At 30.3% G+C, this 18290-nt stretch carries 16 protein-coding genes; 2 read left to right on the top strand and 14 right to left on the bottom strand.

Annotated features, from left to right (window positions below):
• Positions 1-106: 106 nt before the first annotated feature.
• Complete coding sequence (gene dtd, locus B5F09_RS05005) at positions 107-556, bottom strand: D-aminoacyl-tRNA deacylase (protein WP_087300986.1); 450 nt, start codon at positions 554-556, stop codon at positions 107-109.
• 76 nt (positions 557-632) lie between these two features.
• Between dtd and B5F09_RS05000 the strand changes: the two genes are divergently transcribed.
• Positions 633-1904, top strand: a complete 1272-nt coding sequence (locus tag B5F09_RS05000; RefSeq protein ID WP_087372216.1) for a replication-associated recombination protein A — start codon at positions 633-635, stop codon at positions 1902-1904.
• 13 nt (positions 1905-1917) lie between these two features.
• On the opposite strand, the gene B5F09_RS04995 is transcribed toward B5F09_RS05000, so the two are convergent.
• The 12 genes from B5F09_RS04995 to rny form a co-directional block, all read right to left on the bottom strand.
• On the bottom strand, positions 1918-2736 hold the full coding sequence (locus B5F09_RS04995; RefSeq protein WP_087372213.1) for an MBL fold metallo-hydrolase: 819 nt from the start codon (positions 2734-2736) through the stop codon (positions 1918-1920).
• Positions 2723-3658, bottom strand: a complete 936-nt coding sequence (gene miaA / locus B5F09_RS04990) for a tRNA (adenosine(37)-N6)-dimethylallyltransferase MiaA (RefSeq protein WP_087372210.1) — start codon at positions 3656-3658, stop codon at positions 2723-2725. Before miaA ends, B5F09_RS04995 begins: the two co-directional genes overlap by 14 nt.
• Positions 3658-5511, bottom strand: coding sequence for a DNA mismatch repair endonuclease MutL (gene mutL / locus B5F09_RS04985; RefSeq protein ID WP_087372207.1), 1854 nt, complete (start codon positions 5509-5511; stop codon positions 3658-3660). Before mutL ends, miaA begins: the two co-directional genes overlap by 1 nt.
• A gap of 4 nt (positions 5512-5515) precedes the next feature.
• Positions 5516-8029, bottom strand: coding sequence for a DNA mismatch repair protein MutS (gene mutS / locus B5F09_RS04980; RefSeq protein ID WP_087372203.1), 2514 nt, complete (start codon positions 8027-8029; stop codon positions 5516-5518).
• A gap of 75 nt (positions 8030-8104) precedes the next feature.
• The gene (gene cotE / locus B5F09_RS04975; RefSeq protein ID WP_087301004.1) at positions 8105-8599 is read right to left on the bottom strand and encodes an outer spore coat protein CotE; all 495 of its coding nucleotides are present in this window, start codon (positions 8597-8599) and stop codon (positions 8105-8107) included.
• Between the two features lie 104 nt (positions 8600-8703).
• Complete coding sequence (locus tag B5F09_RS04970) at positions 8704-10218, bottom strand: IMP dehydrogenase (RefSeq protein WP_087301007.1); 1515 nt, start codon at positions 10216-10218, stop codon at positions 8704-8706.
• A 73-nt stretch (positions 10219-10291) separates the two neighbouring features.
• On the bottom strand, positions 10292-10630 hold the full coding sequence (locus B5F09_RS04965) for a YlbF family regulator (protein WP_087301010.1): 339 nt from the start codon (positions 10628-10630) through the stop codon (positions 10292-10294).
• Positions 10611-12056: a tRNA (N6-isopentenyl adenosine(37)-C2)-methylthiotransferase MiaB gene (gene miaB / locus B5F09_RS04960; RefSeq protein ID WP_087301013.1), complete on the bottom strand. Its 1446-nt coding sequence runs from the start codon at positions 12054-12056 to the stop codon at positions 10611-10613. Before miaB ends, B5F09_RS04965 begins: the two co-directional genes overlap by 20 nt.
• Positions 12057-12194: 138 nt before the next feature.
• On the bottom strand, positions 12195-12440 hold the full coding sequence (locus tag B5F09_RS04955; protein ID WP_087372200.1) for a hypothetical protein: 246 nt from the start codon (positions 12438-12440) through the stop codon (positions 12195-12197).
• An 89-nt stretch (positions 12441-12529) separates the two neighbouring features.
• On the bottom strand, positions 12530-12790 hold the full coding sequence (locus B5F09_RS04950; RefSeq protein WP_087301018.1) for a stage V sporulation protein S: 261 nt from the start codon (positions 12788-12790) through the stop codon (positions 12530-12532).
• Between the two features lie 39 nt (positions 12791-12829).
• Positions 12830-13609, bottom strand: coding sequence for a TIGR00282 family metallophosphoesterase (locus B5F09_RS04945; protein ID WP_087372198.1), 780 nt, complete (start codon positions 13607-13609; stop codon positions 12830-12832).
• Between the two features lie 39 nt (positions 13610-13648).
• On the bottom strand, positions 13649-15205 hold the full coding sequence (gene rny / locus B5F09_RS04940) for a ribonuclease Y (RefSeq protein ID WP_087301024.1): 1557 nt from the start codon (positions 15203-15205) through the stop codon (positions 13649-13651).
• Between the two features lie 268 nt (positions 15206-15473).
• On the opposite strand from rny, the gene B5F09_RS04935 reads away from it, so the two are divergent.
• Positions 15474-17648, top strand: a complete 2175-nt coding sequence (locus B5F09_RS04935) for a DNA topoisomerase III (protein WP_087372195.1) — start codon at positions 15474-15476, stop codon at positions 17646-17648.
• Between the two features lie 15 nt (positions 17649-17663).
• Here the strand turns inward: B5F09_RS04935 and B5F09_RS04930 are convergent, their stop codons facing one another.
• Complete coding sequence (locus B5F09_RS04930; RefSeq protein ID WP_087301030.1) at positions 17664-18236, bottom strand: DUF4352 domain-containing protein; 573 nt, start codon at positions 18234-18236, stop codon at positions 17664-17666.
• Positions 18237-18290 lie beyond the last annotated feature (54 nt).

Raw genomic sequence — 18290 nt, 5'->3', positions numbered from 1 at the left:
TTTACTTTTTTCGCTCGGCCCTTCCTTTGAACCTCGCTCCTTCTCTCGAGTGCCCTATTAATCTACCACATCCTCTCTCCTTTGTAAATACCTTTTTTTACTTTTTTTAAAAAATTTCTTTACTATCTAAAATAATTGTTACTGGACCATCATTTACTAGTGATACTTCCATCATTGCTCCAAACACTCCAGTCTCTACCATTACACCTTTTTCTTTTAACTGTTGATTAAAGTATTCATATAAAGGTTTAGAAATATCTGGTTTTGCCGCTTCAATAAAACTTGGTCTCCGTCCCTTTTTACAATTAGCATATAGTGTAAATTGTGAAATTGATAAAATACTTCCCTTTACATCTAATAATGACAAATTCAACTTATCATTTTCATCTTCAAAAATACGTAAATTAATTAATTTATCAACCATCTTATCTACAATCATTTTATTATCACTATCAGTAATACCAACTAAAACCATAAAACCTTTGTCAATACTACCAACTACTTCATTATTTATTTTTACATTACTTGAACTTACCTTTTGAATAACTAATCTCATTTAATACACCTATCTTTCAATATCTAAAAATGCTATAATTATTATAACTGATTTTTAAAGTGAAAGGAAGATACTAATGTCTACTACTCTTGCAAATAAAATGAGACCAAAAAAATTATCTGATATCATTGGACAACAACACTTAGTAGGACCAAAATCAATCCTTACTAAATTTGTTGAAAAAAAACATCCTTTTTCAATTATCCTTTATGGTTCACCAGGATGTGGTAAAACTACTATCGCAATGTGTCTAGCCAATGATTTAAATATCCCATACCGTTTATTTAATGCTTCAACTGGCAATAAAAAAGAAATGGATGCGATAATTGCCGAAGCAAAACTTTCAAATGGTTTATTTGTAATTATTGATGAGGTCCACCGTTTAAATAAAGCTAGACAAGACGACTTGCTTTCCCATGTTGAAAGCGGCTTAATTACTATTGCTGGCTGTACAACAAGTAATCCATATCATTCAATCAATCCAGCAATTAGATCTCGCTGTCATATTCTTGAAGTCAAACCATTAACAACAAATGACATTATTGATGGATTAAAGCAAGCACTATCATCATCTGAAGGCTTTAATAATGAATATACCATCGAAGACTCTGTTTTAACTAAAATTGCTAAAGCAAGCAGTGGTGATATTCGTTTTGCATATAACTGTTTAGAAATCTGTTCTATCATTTGTGATAATAATCATATTGATGAAAATGTTTTAGAAGCAGCCATGATCAAAACTAATGTAATTTATGACCATGATGAAGATAACTATTATGATACTTTAAGTGGTTTACAAAAATCAATTCGTGGTAGTGATCCTAACGGTGCTATGTTTTATCTAGCTAAATTAATTGAAACTGGTGATTTTGAATCATTACAAAGACGATTAATGACAATCGCCTATGAAGATATTGGCTTAGCTAATCCTAATGCTTGTATGAGAACCGTAATCGCCTTACAAGCAGCTAAAACAATCGGTTTTCCAGAAGCACGAATTCCATTAGCTAGTGTTATTATTGATCTATGCTTATCACCAAAATCTAAATCAAGCGAAGCTGCAATTGATAGTGCAATCAGCGCTACTAGAGTACAATCATATCGAACTCCAGAATATTTAAGAATGACTCCTGTTGGTTTACAAGAAGATGAAAAATATGATTATAATCGACCTGAATTATGGGAATATATCCAATATCTTCCAAATGAACTAGCAAATCAACAATTCTATGTTCCTTGGATGACTAGTAAATATGAAAAAGCGTTAGCTGAAAATTATCGTCGTATTTTAAAACATGGTCGTACTAATAATATTAAAAAACTCAATCAAAGCAAAAAAGCTGGCTAAATTCCAGCTTTTTCTATTCAATTTCCATACCACTATGAATCAATACTAACTGTTCACCCATAATTTCTTTCATTATTGCAAACGCTTCTTTTCCGGTACAATGTCCGGTATAAAATACTGCGGGTACTTTAGTTAAGATATTAGCAGTTTCTTTAATCATCGTAATTTCATCTTGATCATATGGTATTTTTTTGATCATATGAAAACCACTAATAATTTTATCTGGATACTTTTTAAAAATCTGATCATACCGTTTTAATATATTAACAATACCATTATGAGCACAACCGGAAAATAAATACGAACAATTATTTTCATTTACAACTAAACACTGTTCATGATCAAAATCATCTTGAATCAAAACACCATTTTCTATTTTTTTCAATCTTTGATTAGTCTGTGGCCAAAATTTACGATCAGTAATATTTGAAAATATAGTTAATTCATCATCAATATTAAGCAAATCATCAATGTAAACTATATTTGACAACAATAAAATCTTTTTATCAATTCCAATATAAGCCGGCCCATTTTCACGAATACTATAATAATCATTCACAGCATTTTTTTGGATATAAATAGTCGCATTAGGATTAATTTTAACAAATGATAAAATACCACCACTATGATCGTAATGACCATGACTTAAAACTACAATATCCACTTGTTTTAAATCAATCCCCAATTGTGTCGCATTTTTTATAAAAGCATCACTAGCTCCAGTGTCCATTAATATCTTATGCTTTTTAGTTTCAATATAAAAACTTAAGCCATGTTCATATAAACAATTGCTACTTCCAGGAGTATCTTCAATTAAATTAATTATTTTCATTTTTAATACCCTGTTTTTTTAAATACCCTTTAACTTCATCAACAGTACTATCAAAATCATCAAGATTAACAGTAAACCAGTTCACTGGCACCTGATTATTAAACCAGGTATATTGTCTTTTAGCATAATTACGCGAATGTTTCTTTATTAATTCGATAGTTTCTTGTAAAGTTTGCTTTTTATCATAATAAGCAAACCATTCTTTATACCCTATTGCTTTCATGCTCTGTAAATCACTTGAATAATTTTTTTCCATCAATGATTCAATTTCTTTTAATAAACCTTGTTCCATCATTAAATCAACACGTTCATTGATTCTTTGATACAACAATTCACGATCTAATGTTAGCCCAATAAATTTAGCATCATAGATCATTTCGTGTTTTTGTTTAGCTAAAGTTTCACTCTTTTTAACTCCAGTACTTTCATAAATAGCAATTGCTCGCAATACTCTTTGACGGTTATTTGGATGCAATTCTTTAGCACTCAGTTCATCAATTTCTAATAAGTATTGATATAATTGTTCATTTGTATAATCTTGATATTTTTTTACATATTCTTGATGTTCAATTTGGCTATCACTAAACTGATAATCATAAAGAGCTGCTTTAATATATAGTCCTGTTCCTCCAACTATAATTGGCAGTTTATTACGCATAGTTATTTCTTTGATTTTCTTTCTAACTTCATCTTGAAAATCTTTAACACTATAACTTTCATCAGGATTTTTAATATCGATCAAATGATGAACTACCCCATCCATTTCCTGCTTTGTTACCTTAGCTGTACCAATATCCATTGTTTTATAGATTTGCATTGAATCGCCACTAATTACTTCGCCATTAAAATACTTAGCCAAAGCTACACCCATTTTAGTTTTTCCTACTCCCGTTGGTCCAACAACAACTATTACTTTATCCATTACGCTACCCGTTTAAACAATTTTTCAATTTCATAACTAGAATAATAAACTAAAGTAGGGCGACCATGAGGACAAACATAAGGGTTATCACAACGCATTAAATTATCAATAATATTTTGCATTCCTTCATTTGATAAATGGGTATTACCTTTTAATGACGCTTTACAACTCAATGTGGCAATCGCATGATCTTGTAATTTAACAACATCGACTTTATTATCTTTTAAAACCTGATCAACCATGTCTTCAATAAAAACCTGTTCATCAATATTTTGCATCCATAGTGGTAGTTGTTTAATTACATATCCACAATTACCAAAAACTTCTAGATTAATTCCAACCTGGCTCAACAATTGTTTTCGCTCTTCAATAATCAAAAATTCACTTAATGGATATTCTAATGTAATCGGTACTAATAAATCACGCATTGATAAATTTAAATGCTGATACTTATCTAAAAAATATTCGTAATTAATTCGTTCTTGTGCTGCATGTTGATCAACTAAATACATACCAGTTTCATCTTCACAAATAATATATGTACCATGTACCTGTCCTTTTACAAGTAGTTTCTTTTTCATTAATTTTTCACGAGATTCAACCTTAGTTTCAACTACTTGCTTATCAGGTACAATATATTCGATATTTTGTTCTTGAACTAAATTATAATTATTTTCTTTATCCACAACTTCATTTTCAATATTATCAAAAGTTTCGTTATTTTTATCATCTACATGATTAATATTTTCATTGTCTGTACTTTTTAAAATCGGGTCGATTTCATCTTCTACATCATAGTTAAATTCAAAAGCTGGCTGTTCAATATTTACTTTTGGTTTTTTATAATCAGCTACTGCATTATAAGTTAAATTAACATTTGCAAGCGCCTCGCTTATTCCTTGATATATTAATTCTTTTAATTTCATTTCTTTTGAAAACCGTACTTCTAATTTAGAAGGATGAACATTTACATCTACTAAATAAGGATCGATTTCAATATTAAGAATTGTAATCGGATAGCGTTTTTCAGCCAAATAACGTGAATAAGCATTTTTAATACTATCAATACTAACCTTATTTCTAACTACTCGTGAATTAACCATTGTAATCATATGATTCCTACTAGCACGATTTACATCAATTTTAGAAATAAATCCAGTTATATGAAATTCATCATCACCAAAATCAACCGGAATCATCGCTTTAGCAACATTCAATCCATAAATATTGGAAATTACTTCTAATAAATTACCATTACCATTAGTCTTATAGATTGTTCGTCCATTATGAACTAATAAAAAAGCAATATCTGGATGTGATAAAGATAACCGCTCTAAATAAGTTTGAATATTAGCAAATTCTGAATTCGTAGAACGTACATATTTTAAACGAGCTGGAACATTTTGAAATAATTTTTCAACTTTGATATTAGTTCCTTTTTTACTATCACTTTCTTTATTTTCAATATATTTACCATATTCATAAACCACACTAGTCCCTATTTGACCAGTACTAGTCTTTAATTCAAAATGACTAATAGAGGCAATTGATGGAATAGCCTCGCCACGAAATCCTAATGTTTGGATACAAAACAAATCCTGATCATCTTTGATTTTACTAGTTGCATGACGACTAAAACAAAGCAAAGCATCTTCTTTGTCCATTCCATCACCATTATCAATAACTTGAATTAATTTTAAGCCACCTTCTTCAATAATTACATCGATCTTGCTGCTATTGGCATCGATACTATTTTCAACTAATTCCTTAACAACATTCGCAGGTCGTTCGATTACTTCACCCGCTGCTATTTTATTAGCTAAAATATCATCAAGTTGTCTTATTTTTTGCATTTAATCACCTGCTTTCATTCAATTTCTTTAACTCGATTAAAGTCGATAAAGCATCAATCGGTGATAATGTCATTGGATCAATTCCATCAAGATATTTTTCTACCACACTAGGTGAATTTACTGGAACTTCTTTTAATGAATCATCACTCAAATGATTTTCAATATTGTTCTCTTCTAACGCTTCTAATAATACATTTGCCCGGTTTAAAACTTCATCTGGCAATTTTGCTAGCTTAGCAACATTTACACCATATGATTTATTAGAACGTCCTGGTTTAATACGATATAAAAAGACTAAATCATCATTTTCAATCGAAGCACTAGCATGGACATTTTTTATTCCTAAATTCTTATCTTCTAAGAATGTTAATTCATGATAATGCGTTGAAAATAATGTAATGCATTTAATTTTAGTTGCAATATATTCAATCATTGCTTGAGCGATAGCCATTCCATCAAATGTAGCAGTTCCTCGTCCAATTTCATCAAAAATAATCAATGAATTTTCAGTAGCAAAACGTAAAGCATTATTCGCTTCTAACATTTCAACCATAAAAGTTGATTGTCCAGATACTAAATCATCACTAGCACCAATTCTAGTAAAAATCTGATCAAAAATTGGTAAATTAGCCTGACTACAAGGAACAAAACATCCAATTTGGGCCATTAAAGCAATCAAAGCAATTGAACGCATATATGTTGATTTACCACCCATATTTGGTCCAGTAATCATTAAAACAGGATTTTTACTATCAATGTCGACATCATTTGCAACATAACTACCTTCACTCATAACCCGTTCAATAACCCCATGACGTCCATCAGTAACATTAAATATCTTTTCATGATTAAAAATAGGTCTTACATAACTATTTTCACTAGAAATCATTGCAAGTGATTGGAAAACATCAATTCGAGCAATTACTTTTGCAACATCCTGGATTAGATGAACATCTTTTTTTATTGTATTTCTAATTTGTGTAAAGATTGCATATTCTAGTTTAACCATTTTATCCTGAGCGTTTAATAACTTTGATTCCATCTCTTTTAATTCCGGTGTAACAAAACGTTCTGCGTTGGCTAAACTTTGTTTACGAGTATAGTTAAATTCATCTTTTACTAATGATAAATTTGCTTTAGTCACTTCTATGTAATAACCAAAAACACGATTATATCCTACTTTTAACCCTTTAATTCCAGTACGATCACGCTCTTTTTGTTCAAATTCAACAAGCCATTGTTTACCATGATTACGAATGTAACGAAGTTCATCTAACTCCTCATTAAATCCTTCTTTAATGATATTACCTTCTTTTACAGTTAATGGCGGATTATCAATGATTGCCTGGTCAATCAAATTAATAATATGATTTAAATCTATTAAATGATTAGCTAAATCATTTGTAAGCGGCTCATCTAATGATAATAGTTGATTTTTTAACTCCGGAATTACTTTTAAAGAAGCACTGATCCATTTCAAATCACGAGCATTTATATTACCAAAAGCAATTCGAGAAGATAAGCGCTCTAAATCATAAATATCTTTTAAAATCTCTTTGATACTTTCTCTTTGAATAAAATAATTAGTAAAAATTTCAACTACATCTAAACGTTGTTCAATTTGCTGTTGATTTAAAAGTGGTCTTTCAATCCATTGTTTAAGCATTCTTGAACCCATGGCTGTCTTAGTATGGTCTAATAACCAGTATAAACTACCATATTTATCATTACTTTTAGAGCCTGTTGTTAATTCTAATGCTTTTTTGGTATATTGATCCATTACTACATAGTCTTCATTTTTTATTTCTTCAATGATTTGTAAATGCTCTAATTCTCTTTTTTGAGTATCTAATAAATAGTTCAATAATAAAGATGCTGTTTTAATTTGTTTTAAATCATTTATCTTAGAAAAAATCTTATCATATTTTTCATTATATTTATCATGAGGAAATGGGGAATTTAAAATATTGTCAAAATTACGAATTTGATCAGGTAAAGTCACTAGCTCTTTAACTGCCATTGTTTCTAATTGATTCATCAATAACTTTTCTTTCTTTTCAATATTTACAACACTAAATTCTCCAGTTGTAATATCACAAAAAGCTAAAGTATAATTAAAATCAAATTCTTCTAAAGCGGCAATATAATTATTTCGATTATTTGTTAATGATTCATCAAAAATTGTACCAGGTGTAATTATTTGAACAACACCACGTTCAACGATCCCTCTTTTACCTGGTTCTGTTAATTGTTCAACGATAGCGACACGATGTCCATTATCTACTAATTTTTGAATATATCCACTTGCGGAATGAAAAGGTACCCCACACATTGGTACTCTTTCTTTAGCACCCGCATTTTTACCAGTTAATGCTATTTGTAATTCTTTGGAAACTAAAATAGCGTCATCAAAAAACATTTCATAAAAATCCCCCAATCGAAACATAACGATTGAATCTTGATTTTCTTCTTTAATAGATAAATACTGCATCATCATTGGACTATATTTTTGTTTCATAAATCAACCTCATTTCTAAAAAAATCATTTTCTATTATAACACAAGAATTATTAAAAGAAAAAAGGCTTACGCCTTTATTTAATAAAATTTTCATCAATCGTTATATTATCAAATTCATCCCACGATTCCATTTCATTTTTTGTTTCAACCCTAATAGTAGTTTTACCAACTACACTTAATGAAATCTCTTTTTCAACTTCAATGACGACTTTATCTTCTAAACAATTAACACCTATACATTTAGGTTCTTGATTACATGTAGCAATCAATTCATCTTGATCATTAAAACTGCGCTGTTCTTTTTTTACTAGATCAAGTTCATTTAAATAACTTACTGTTTGTTTTAAAATATTACTATCATCACGATAGTTATACCACAAGTGAACATCAAAGGTTCCTAAGACTACTGGTTTATCATCTCTAAAAGTTGCATTATAGCGATGATTAGTAATCCAGCAGCCTAAAACCTTATCAAAATTACTAATTTCAAAAGGATATTTATTAATAGTCCTTTTCTTTCCCTTAGCAATTACTGCTTGGGTAATAATCTCACGAATATTATTTGCCATGTTCTCACCTAATTTAATATATGTAAGGTAAGTGAAAAAATGTACTAAAAAGTGGAATATTTATTAGATTTGTCTAATTTAAAAGGTACTTCTAAGAAGTACCTTTAATTTTGATGACCATTTGAAGATGTTGAATCTTTTAAGACAACATCATGTGCTCCACCTTCAACGATACTTGTTGAAGATACAAGAGTAATTTTAGCTTTTTTCTGTAATTCAGGAATTGTTAAAGCACCACAATTACACATTGTTGATTTGATTTTACTTAAAGTTAAACCAACATTATCTTTTAAGCTACCTGCATATGGTACATATGAATCAACACCTTCTTCAAAAGAAAGTTTAGCATCTCCACCCAAGTCATAACGTTGCCAGTTACGAGCACGAGCAGAACCTTCTCCCCAGTATTCTTTCATATATTGACCATTAATACTTACTTTATTAGTTGGAGATTCATCGAATCTAGAGAAATAACGACCTAACATGATAAAATCAGAACCCATAGCCAAAGCTAAAGTCATATGATAATCGTGAACAATACCTCCATCAGAACAGATTGGTACATAAATACCAGTTTCTTTAAAGTATTCATCACGAGCTTTAGCAACTTCAATTGTCGCTGTTGCTTGGCCACGACCAATTCCTTTTTGTTCACGAGTGATACAAATTGATCCACCACCGATACCAACTTTGACAAAATCTGCACCAGCTTCAGCTAAAAATCTAAATCCTTCAGCATCAACAACATTTCCAGCTCCAACTTTTACACTGTCACCATAATGTTCTCTAATCCAATCAATAGTAATTTTTTGCCATTCAGTAAATCCTTCCGATGAATCGATACATAAAACATCTGCACCAGCTTCAATTAAAGCCGGAACACGCTTAGCAAAGTCACGAGTATTAATACCAGCACCAACTACATAACGTTTAGATGCATCTAATAATTCATTAGGATTTGATTTTTTAGTTTCATAATCTTTTCTAAAAACAAAATATGCTAATTTTTGATCATCATCAATAATTGGCAAAGCATTTAACTTATTGTCCCAAATTAAATCATTAGCTTCTTTTAAACTAATGCCTGTATGACCACAAATTAGTTTATCAAACGGAGTCATAAATTCAGACACTTTTGTATCTAAAGACATTCTAGATACTCGATAATCACGACCTGTAACAATACCTAATAATTTACCATTAGCACTGGCATCATCAGTTACTGCCATTGTTGAATGTCCTGTTTTTTCCTTTAAAGCGATAACATCAGCTAACGTATCGTTAACACTTAAGTTAGAATCACTTGGTACAAAACCAGCTTTATATGTTTTTGCACGTTTAACCATTGCTGCTTGACTTTCGATTGTTTGCGATCCATAGATAAATGAAACGCCTCCTTCGCGTGCTAAAGCAACAGCCATATTATCATCAGAAACAGCTTGCATAATTGCTGAAACTAATGGAATATTAAGTGATAATGCAGGTTCTTCACCTTTTTTAAATTTAACTAATGGTGTCTTTAAACTAACATTTTTAGGTTGACACTCTGTAGAAGAATATCCTGGTACTAATAGATATTCGTTAAATGTACGTGATGGTTCATCAAAAAAATATGCCATTTTCTATCTCCTTTTCTTTGTTTTTATTTAATATTTCATAAATTATAATTAGAAATAATTATGAAGTCAAGACCTATTTCAACAATTCTCTATTAATATATGCATTTATCGTTTGTAATAAATTATTTACTTCATCTTTTAAATATAAGTAATTAACTACTAAGGGATGATTTTCAAATTCATCTTTGAGCTGTTGATATTTTTTTATCGTATCAACAACATTACTATCCTGCTTTGCTTTTTGATTAACTATTTTTTTTTGATATGCTTTCATCTTATTTTCCAAAGCTTTTATTTCTTCATTATTACTTATTAAATCTTCATATTTTTGATATTCTTTAATAACATCCAAATTCAATAAATAATCATTTAGTTCTTTTGCATATTCAAAACTATGATTCAACAGCCTCACCCTTTAAAGCCCATGTTTTAGCTTCGGTAATTTTAACTTTAATTATCTTACCAATATCATCAGGGTTTCCTTTAAAATTAACTAATTTTTGATGACTTGTATAACCTGTCAACATTGTTTCATCACGTTTTGAAGTTCCATCAACTAAAACATCGACTACTTTATTTAAGAAACGTTGATTTTGTTTATACGCTTTTTCAGTAACAATTTCATTTAAGCGATATAAACGTTGATCTTTTTCTTCACTTGGAATATTATCAGCCATCTTAGCCGCTGGAGTTCCTTCACGAGGTGAATATACAAAAGTATAAGCTAAATCATATTCACACTCTTGATATAAAGATAATGTATCTAAAAACTGTTCATGAGTTTCATTAGGGAAACCAACAATAATATCAGTTGTGATGGTACAATCAGGAATATATTTTTTAATTTTGTAAAATAAATCTAAATACTGTTCACGAGTATACCGACGTCCCATTTGTTTTAAAACCTGGTTGTTACCAGATTGTACTGGTAAATGAATAGCAGGCATAATATTATCATACTTAGCAATGATTTTGATCATATCTTCACTAAAATCCCATGGATGACTAGTTGTAAATCTAATTCGATCAATTCCAGTTTTAGCAACATCTTCTAAAAGATTCGCAAAACTATAATCATCACCAAGATCTTTACCATAACTATTAACATTTTGACCTAATAAAGTTATTTCTTTATAACCTTGTTTGATCAAATCTTTTACTTCTTCAATAATATCACTAGCTAATCTTGAACGTTCTTTACCTCTAGTATATGGTACAATACAGTATGTACAAAACTTATTGCAGCCATACATAATATTTACCCATGCTTTATATTTATTAGCTCTTTTAACAGGAGTATTTTCTATTACATCGCCTTCTTTAGACCAAACTTCAACGACCATTTCTTTACTATACATAGCCTCTTTTAATAGTTCAGGTAAACGATGAATATTATGAGTTCCAAAAATCAAATCAACGTGCGGATGTTTCTCTAAAATTCTTTTAATAACAACTTCTTCTTGAGCCATGCAGCCACACATTCCAAAAATTAAATCAGGATTAGTCTTTTTTAAATTTTTTACATATCCAACTTTACCAAAAACCTTTTCTTCAGCATTTTCACGAATTGCACATGTATTTAAAATAATAACATCAGCTTCTTTAATATCTTCAGCTGGTTTATATGACATACTCTCTAAAATTCCCGATAAAGTCTCGCTATCACGCTCGTTTGCTTGACATCCATATGTTTGAATATAATATTTTTTCCCTACTCCGGCTTTAATCATATCAGCAGGAATATGATAAGCATCATCATATCTATTTACTCGATCATGACTCCTTTTTTTAGCTTCATTAAGTGAAGGTCCTTTAAAATAACTACTATAATCTTTCATTTGTTCACCACTTTTCCTAATTATTATATACATAATTATAACATTCCAACACTAATATCTGTATACATTTGACTATTCTAGTTGGTTTTTATTAATTTGTCTAGAAAAAAATAAGGACTTGCGTCCTTATTTGCTTAATTAACCAAAGAATCCATCTGGTTGAATAGAGAAATATAAAACTGCTCCTTCTTTAGTTTTCTTAAAAACACTTTTACAATGTCCAGCAGCTTCTTCAGGTGAAAGTTCAGTTTCACATTCTACTTCTGCTTTAATACCTGTTTTTTTAATGAATTTACATTTTACTTTATCATCTTCATATCCATCAAAAAAATCAATTAATTTTTGTGTTTGTGCTGTTTGCATTAATAATTTACATTTTGCCATACAAATTTCCTCCTATATCACTTCTTACATTATAACTCATGCACCAAAAAAAATAAAGCCCTTTCAACTAAGTACATTTAATTTTTATACTACCTTAATTCTAAGGTCAATCTTAATGCTGTTATCTCTTTATCATCGACAATTAAATCATGAAAAGAAGGGATACAGATAATCTCATTACCTGTAGGAATAATATAACCCCTAGCAATAGCAATTGCTTTTACAGCTTGATTTAACGCTGCGGCACCAATTACTTGAATTTGTAATTTTGAACTATTTCTTATCATACTTGCAATAGCGCCAGCAACATTATTCGGACATGATGATGATGATACTTTTATTGTTTCCATATTTTTCCTCCTAAAAGAATATATGAAAACAATTTTTAATTATGACAAATATGGATGATCTTGATTGATTAAAATTCGTTCTATTTTAATAGGACTATTATTTTCAAAAGTCATCACAACACCAGATAACTGGCCACTGCTTTTAGCAACAATAAACGGTGCCGATGACCCTTTTAATCTTTTTACAATAGAATCCAAATCACAACCAATAGCACTCATATACGGTCCTGTCATTCCAGCATCACTAATAAATGCTAGTTTACCATCAATTATTTTTTCATCAGCTGTTTGAACATGAGTATGGGTCCCAAGTACTGCACTAGCTTTATCTTTTACATAATGGGCAAAAGCAATTTTTTCACTTGTAGCCTCTCCATGAAAATCAATAATATGAATATCTTGTTTTAAATCTAAATATTCATCGATTGCTTCAAAAGGATTACTATAACGACTATCCATAAAAGCTACTCCTAAAACATTAGTAACTCGGATTTTTTTACCTTTTACATCAAAAACTCTTGTTTTAACACCTGGTAAAACTTTAGGCTGATTAATCGGAACGACTAGTTTATCAGCTTCATCAATATAATCATATAACTCTTTTTTATCAAAAGTATGATTTCCCATAGTCATTGCCTGAATACCACAAAATGATAATTCATCATAATGACGTTTTAATAGTCCTTTACCATGACTAGTATTTTCTACATTTGCAATTACAAAATCAATTTTTAAATCATTAACTAAGCGATGTAAATAATCATTAATCATATCTCGGCCAATTGAACCAAAAATATCGCCAATAAATAATATCTTCATTTTTCTTCCTTTCATAAAAAAGATAGGCAATGCCTATCCTTATTTTGCAATTTCACTTGCCCTAACTTCCCTAATGACTGTAACTTTAATATGTCCAGGATAAGTAAGTTCTTCTTCAATTTTATTTTTAATATCACGAGCAATTTTATGTGACATTAAATCATCTACTTTATCTGGCTTAACCACGATTCGTACTTCACGTCCAGCCTGGATAGCAAAGACACGATCAACACCTTCAAAACTTTTAGCCATTTCTTCTAATTTTTCAAGACGTTGAATATAATTTTCAATTGTTTCACTTCTACTTCCTGGTCTAGCAGCACTTAAAGTATCAGCTGCAGCAACCAAAACTGAAATAACACTAGTAGCTGGTACATCACCATGATGTGATTCAATAGCATTAACAACAGTAGCATTTTCACCATGCTTTTTAGCAAATTTAGCTCCTAATTCTACGTGGCTACCTTCCATTTCATGATCCATTGCTTTTCCTAAATCATGAAGTAACCCTGCTCTACGAGCCAATTGTTGGTTTAAACCTAATTCAGCTGCCATGATTCCTGCTAAGTGAGCAACCTCTAGCGAATGCTGCAAAGCGTTTTGACCATAGCTTGTACGATATTTAAGTTTACCAATCATCTTGACAATGTCTTTATCAATTCTTGAAATTCCTAACTCAAATATAGCATCTTCACCAGTTTTTCTAATTACTTCGTCTAATTCATTCTTAGTTTTTTGAACAACTTCTTCAATTCGTCCTGGTTGAATTCGTCCATCTCTAATCAAAGTTTCTAATGATAAACGAGCAATCTCTCGTCTTACTGGATCAAAACAAGAAATTGTAATTGCTTCTGGAGTATCATCAATTATTAAATCAACTCCAGTACATTGTTCAATCGCTTTAATATTTCGTCCCTCGCGACCAATAATTCGCCCTTTCATTTCCTCACTTGGTAAAGCTACTACCGAAACAGTTCTTTCTACTGTTTCTTCTTGAGCATAACGGTTTATCGCATTAGCAATAATATCTCGAGCAAGCAAACTTGCTTTTGATTTAGCTTCCTCTTCACGATCTTTTATGTAAGCCGTCATTTCTGTAGCTGTCTGCTGTTCAACCTGCTTAAATAATTCCTGCTTAGCTTCTTTAGCTGACATGGCAGCAATCTTTTCAAGTTCAACAACTTTGGCATCAATTTTTTCTTTCAATTGGTCTTCTAGTTTACCTAGTCTTGCTTCCCGTTCATCTAATTGTACTACTCTTTGCGCTAAAACATCTTCTTTTCCTTGAATAGCAATATCACGTCGATCAATTGTTTTTTCACGTTGTAAAAGTTTATTTTCATATTCATTAATCTCTTCTCTTTGCTCTTTAGCTTCTTTTTCTGCCTGAAGCTTTAATTCATAAACTTCGGTTTTGGCATCTAAAATAGCCTCTTTAACAAGGGTATCTGCCTTAGCAGTTGCATCATCTATAATTTTCGCAGCACTTACGTTAGCTTTAGAAATTTTTAGTTTATTAATTAAATAACTAACAAAAAAACCTATAGCTACAGCTAGAACATAGGTAAAGATAGAAACGACAATATTTCCTGACATATTTCGTCCTCCTCTTTTTACTATGTAATATATTATTATGAATCTATTTAAATTCATTGTGCGACAAGCACAATAACATTGTATAATATTTTGACATCTTTTACAATGAAAAGTGTTTGTCATAAATTTATTTTATCAATATATTATTTAGTTTATAACAACTGTAAATAGTATTTTTCTATCAAATATAATACTGAAATAGATTATAATTAGTTTTGCTATTAAAAAAGGATAATGCTAAAATAAACAAGAAATGAGGGATATAAAAATGACAAAAACACTTGTATTAGCTGAAAAACCATCGGTAGGAAAAGACATTGCTCGTGTATTACAATGTCACAAAAATATCAATGGCGGTTTAGAAGGAAATAAATATATCGTTACCTGGGCTCTTGGTCATCTTGTAACCTTAGCTGATCCAGAAATGTACGACCATAAATATCAAAAATGGAACTTAGATGATCTGCCAATTATGCCTGAAAGAATGAAATTAGTTGTTATCAAAAACACCGCCAAACAATTTAATGCAATAAAAAATCTTCTTAATCGAAATGACATCAAAGACATTATCATTGCAACTGATGCAGGACGTGAAGGAGAGTTGGTTGCTCGCTGGATTATTAATAAAGCCCATGTAAAAAAACCAATGAAACGTCTTTGGATATCATCAGTTACTGATAAAGCAATTAAAGATGGTTTTAAAAATTTAAAAAATGCTCGTGATTATGAGCCGTTATATCAAAGCGGCTACAGTCGTAGCGTAGCTGACTGGCTAGTCGGTATTAATGCTACCAGAGCTTTGACATGCAAATACAATGCCCAATTAGCTTGTGGTCGAGTTCAAACACCTACTTTAGCGATTATTGATAAAAGAGAAACAGAAATCAAAAATTTTCAACCCAAAAATTATTATGGCATTGAAATTTTAAGTAATAACATCTACTGGTCATGGCTTTCAAACAAAAATGAAAAACATATATTCAATCAAAATAAAATAGATAATATTATTGAACAATTACAAAATAGTAAATTGAAAATTACAAATATTACTACTAATAATCAAAAATCATATGCCCCTTTGCTTTATGATTTAACAGAATTACAACGTGACGCTAATAAAATATATGGATTTTCAGCCAAAGAAACATTATCAATCATGCAAAGCTTATATGAATATCATAAAGTGCTAACATATCCACGAACTGATTCTCGTTATTTGACTGAAGATATTGTACCTACTTTAAAAGAACGACTTATTGCAAGTAAAGGTGGCTATTTTGATGATGTTATCGATCAAATATTAGCCAATCCGATTAAAAAACAAAATCATTTTGTCAACAACAAAAAAGTAAGTGACCATCATGCAATTATTCCAACCGAACAGCCCGTCATGTTAGGAGCATTTAGTGATAGCGAATTTAAAATTTATGATTTAGTATTAAAACGATTTTTAGCAGTACTATTGCCACCATATATATACAAAAAAACAACGATCAAAGCTAAAGTCAACCAGGAAACATTTACTACTTCTGGAAAAATTGAAATCCAAAGCGGTTGGCAACAAATTTACAATCATGATAACACTGAACAGTTTGAACAAGTACTTCCACTGATGAAAGAAAACGATCAATATGTTGTTAGTGAAATTAAAAAAACCTGTGGTCAAACTACGCCGCCAGCATATTTTAACGAAGCTACACTTTTATCAGCAATGGAAAATCCGGTTCACTATACCAATAATAAATCTAAACAGCTAAATAGTACTTTAATTAACACTGGTGGGCTAGGTACTGTTGCTACTAGAGCTGACATTATTGATAAATTATTTAATACTTTTTTGATTGAAAAAAGAAATAATGAAATTCACGTTACCAATAAAGGAAAACAACTATTACAGTTAGTTCCACAAGATTTAAAAGAACCAGAATTAACAGCTAAATGGGAACTCCAACTCGCTAAAATTGCTAAAAAACAACAAAAGCCCGACCAATTCATTAATGAAATACGACAATACACAAAAAAAATAATTAATGAAATCAATAGCAGTCAGGCAACATTTAAACATGACAACCTAACAACTAAAAAATGTCCTGAATGTAATCATTTTATGTTAGAAGTTAATGGTAAAAAAGGTAAATTATTAGTTTGTTCCAATCCTGATTGCAAGCACAAAGAAACTGTATCAATCATTACCAATGCTCGCTGTCCTAACTGTCATAAAAAATTAGAGTTAGTTGGTAAAAAAGAAAAACAATTATTTGTTTGTAAAACTTGCGGTTATCGCCAATCAATGAATGCTTTTAAAAAAGAAAGAGCAACAAAAGGTAATGAAGCTCGTAAAAGTGATATCAAAAAATACTTGCAACAACAAAAAAAGCAGCAGACTAACATTGAAGATTCGCCTTTTGCTGCCTTATTAAATATTAAAGATGAGTTAAAATAGTACTACTATTTTAACTTATCTTGCAAGTGAAATAACATCCTTTTCACTTCCCCAAACTCCTGTTTGCACTTGTAATTCAGTTTTCATATCATTAGCAATAGTTTCTGGAACATCAAAAATTAATCTTCCTTGCAAAGTCACTTCAGGATTTATTTCCTGATATATAATTGAGCTATCTCCCAGATAAATTGCCCCATTATCATCAGTAGAATATTCATTACCGTTATTTAATAGTTTAAAGAAACTATCAGAGACTGTCAAAGCTTCTGTTTCATGATTAGTTATTGAAATATCAATAATTAAATATGTATCATTAGCTTCACTTTTTAAATATTCATCACCGACACTCTTAGTAATTTCAACACCGTTAATTAAATAATCAACTTTGCCCACTGTTACAGTTTCACCAATGCTATGATTTTCTTTTTCTTGAGTGCTTTCATTTGTTGTAGATTTATTTTCTGTTTTATTACTACTAGAATCCTCACTACTAGAACCAGCCGCTATAGCAACAATTCCAACAATCAAAACAATACATAAAATCTTTTTTATTAATGAAAGTTCTTTAAATTTAGTAAATATTTTCATCTATAATCCTCCCTCATTAAGGATTATAGCTTATTTAGATAATTTATCGGTATG

It is taken from the genome of Erysipelatoclostridium sp. An173 (assembly GCF_002160495.1).
GTDB classification, from domain to species: domain Bacteria; phylum Bacillota_I; class Bacilli_A; order Erysipelotrichales; family Coprobacillaceae; genus Thomasclavelia; species Thomasclavelia merdavium.
Note: the sequence above shows the minus strand (reverse complement) of the source record. Positions and strands in the feature narration are given on the sequence as shown.